General features: G+C 69.5%; 4 protein-coding genes. All 4 read left to right on the top strand.

Annotated features, from left to right (window positions below; all coding sequences use genetic code 11):
- Nucleotides 1–238 (top strand): GspMb/PilO family protein (locus IP83_RS17660; protein ID WP_156309834.1); only part of this gene is annotated, 238 nt, incomplete at its 5' end.
- Nucleotides 204–731, top strand: coding sequence for a hypothetical protein (locus IP83_RS17665; protein ID WP_054123556.1), 528 nt, complete (start codon nt 204–206; stop codon nt 729–731). The genes IP83_RS17660 and IP83_RS17665, both read left to right, overlap by 35 nt.
- A 16-nt stretch (nt 732–747) precedes the next feature.
- On the top strand, nt 748–2,787 hold the full coding sequence (gspD, locus tag IP83_RS17670) for a type II secretion system secretin GspD (RefSeq protein ID WP_054123557.1): 2,040 nt from the start codon (nt 748–750) through the stop codon (nt 2,785–2,787).
- Entirely contained in the window at nt 2,784–3,224 is a 441-nt protein-coding gene (locus tag IP83_RS17675) for a hypothetical protein (RefSeq protein WP_054123558.1), read from the top strand. The genes gspD and IP83_RS17675 overlap by 4 nt, the downstream gene beginning before the upstream one ends.
- Nucleotides 3,225–3,235: the final 11 nt, after the last annotated feature.

Below are 3,235 nucleotides of genomic sequence, written 5' to 3' on the forward strand. Positions count from 1 at the left end.
CGGCGACGTGAAGACCTCCGAAGCCCTCCCCGCCGATGAAGGCTGGGCGCGCGCCGCGCTCGAGGTGCGGCTCAGTCACACCCAGCTCGCGGGCCTGCTCGCCCGCCTCAATAGGATGAAACCCGCACTCGCGGTCGATGGCCTGACCGTCGTCGCCGAAGACGCCCTGACCAATCCCAAATCGGATCTGCTCGATGTCAGACTTGAAGCAACGGCTCCTTTCGTACCGGCCCGATAAGGCGAACGGTGCGCTGCTCCCCGCCGGGCTCGCGCTAGTCCTGCTGGCGGGCGCGGCACTGCAGCTTGGCCTGCCACAGGGCGAAGCGGTGCCGCCCGCGCTCGGCGTCTGGCGCGCGCCGGACCGCCGCCTGCCCGCTATCGCCGATGTCGCCGCGCCGGACCTTGCGGGCCGCGCCTCGCTGTTCTCGCCGCTGCGGGTTCTGGGCGCGCAGGTGGATACTTCCGTCAGCCTGGTACCGCAGGACCGGGTCGGCCCGCTCGACGGCACCTATGTTCTGGGCAGCGCGCAAATCGGTCGCGTGCAGGCGCTGCTCCTGCGCGATGAGAACGGCCGCGTGCTGCGCATGGCGGCGGGCACAAGCTATCGCGGCTGGCGCCTGCTGCGGATCGAGGCGGACGGCGCCCGCTTCCTCAAGAACGGCACATCCCGGCGCATCGCCTTCGGCGCCAGCGAACCGGCCTCCAGCGAGAGCGAGATGATCAGTGAATAAGCCCAAGACGATCCCCATGGCCGCCCTCTCGGCCCTCGCGCTGGCGGCCACGGCAGGCTGCGCGCCCAAGGCGGTGCAGCCGGTCGAACGCGCCCTGCCCCCCGCCCCGCCCGCACCCGTCGTCCGCCCGGAAGGCGTGACGACCGCGCTCGTCGGCGGCACCCAGCCCGCGCCCGGGCTTCCCGCCGCCGAGAGCACCCGCAGCGGGCCGAAGGGCAACATCGAGTTCACCATTCCCAGCGCCGACGTGCGCACGCTCGCCCAGATCGTGCTGCGCGACACGCTGCGCATTCCCTACACCGTGAGCGTCGAGGGCGATGTCGATGTGGGCCTGACGACCGCCGGCCCGGTCAGCCGCCAGCAGCTGCTCGATCTGTTCGAGGCCTCGCTCCGGAAAGCAAACCTCGCGATGGTCTGGGAAGGCACGGGATACCGCATCCTGACCGTAGACGCGGCCAAGGCGCGCGGCACCGAATTCCTCGCCGACCGCGGCTTCGGCAGCGAGACGGTGCGGCTGCAATACGCCAATGCCGACGAGCTGCGGCGGCTGCTCGATACCGTCGTGCCGGGCGCGGTACAGTCGCTCGACACCACCCAGAACGCGCTGGTCATCGCCGGCACCGAAGCCCAGCGCAAGGCGGTGCACAAGGTGATCGACCAGTTCGACGTAAACTGGCTGCGCGCGATGTCCTTCGCGCTCTACGTCCCCCAGCACCTCGACAGCCGCCTGATCGTGCCCGAGCTCGACAAGCTGATCAACGCGCCCGACGCGCCGACGCGGGGGCTGGTGCGGCTGATCGGGATGGACAAGATCAACGGCGTCATCGCGATCAGCGCGCAGAAGCAGTACCTTGAGGACGTGCGCCGCTGGGTCGAAGTGCTCGACCGCGAAGGCACCAGCAACGAAGCGCGGCTCTATATCTACCGGGTCCAGAACAGCCGGGCGCGCGATCTGGTCAAGACCATCAACACCACGTTCGGGATCGGCGGCGGCGCAGCCTCGTCCGACAACCCCGATCCCTTCGCTCCCGAGCCGCGCAGCAGCAGCAGCACGCCGGACCAATCGGGACCGAGCCGCCTACCGCCGCCACCTCCTCCTCCCCCGCCGCCGACCGCAAGCGCGGCGGACACCGGCAGCTCCGGCCTCAAGGTCCGCATCTCGGCGGACGAGCTCAACAACGCCGTCGTCGTGTTCGGTTCGGCGCATGACTACGCGATCCTCGAGGATGCGCTGCGCAAGCTCGATGTGCCGCCGGTGCAGGTGATGATCGAGGCGGCGATCACCGAAGTCGGGCTCAACGACGCGCTGCGCTACGGGGTGCAGTGGAACTTCCAGACCGGCCAGTCCAACTTCGCGCTGGGCGAAGGCACCACGTCCGCGCCGGCCAGAACCTTCCCGGGCTTCTCCTATTTCTACTCCAACAACAACGACATCAGCGCGACGCTCAACGCGCTCGAGCAGCGCACGACCGTCAAGGTCGTCTCCGCGCCCAAGCTGATGGTGCTCAACAACCAGACCGCCGCGCTGCAGGTGGGCGACCAGGTGCCGGTGCTGGCACAGCAGGTGACACCGCTGGGCGGCGGAGCGAGCACGGGCAACCTGCTCTCGGCCAACACCGTCGAGTACCGCGATACCGGCGTGATCCTCAAGATCACCCCCCGCGTCAACGCCAGCGGGGGAGTGCTGCTCGACGTCAGCCAGGAAGTGAGCGACGTGCAGACGACCCGGACCGGCGTCGCCAATTCGCCCACCATCACCACCCGCCGCGTCGCCACCACCGTCTCGGTGCAGGACGGGCAGGTGATCGCGCTGGGCGGGCTGTTCCGCGACAGCAAGAGCTTCGGCAAGAACGGCGTGCCGATCCTCAGCCGGGTGCCGGTGCTGGGCGGGCTGCTGTTCGGCAACAACGACAACACGCAGAAGCGCACCGAACTGATCATCCTGATCAAGCCGCACGTGCTGCGCACGCCCGACGACCTCACCGCGATCACCGAGGAGCTGCGCGCCAAGATCCAGACGATCGAGCCGTTCAAGACCAAGGGCAAGATCCCGTGACCCGCCGCCCGCCGCCCCGCCACGAACAGGGCTATGCGATGCTGGCCGTCGTCGCCGGGATCGGCGTGATGGCGGCGGTCGCGGCGGGGGCGGCGGCGGCGACTTCGGCGCGGCTCGATACGCTGGAGGCCGAGACCACCAGCGCCCGCCTCACCGCCGCGGCGGACGCGGGCATCCAGATCGCGCTCGCCAACCTGACCCGGCCCGGCATCGGCGTGCGGTGGGCGATCGACGGGCGGACCTACAACGAGAGCTTGGGCGGCGTGCCCATCGCCATCCGGATCGAGGACGAGGCGGGCAAGATCATGATCAACCGCATCGACGGCGAGAACGTCGGCTGGCTCGCCAGTGCGCTCGGCCTGCCGCAGCGGCAGGTGGACGAAATGCGCGACAGCTGGACGGTTCGAAAAACTCTGGCGCTCGGCGGGCTGACCTGATTCACTGCTTC

Source organism: Novosphingobium sp. AAP93, from assembly GCF_001296055.1.
Taxonomy (GTDB): domain Bacteria; phylum Pseudomonadota; class Alphaproteobacteria; order Sphingomonadales; family Sphingomonadaceae; genus Novosphingobium.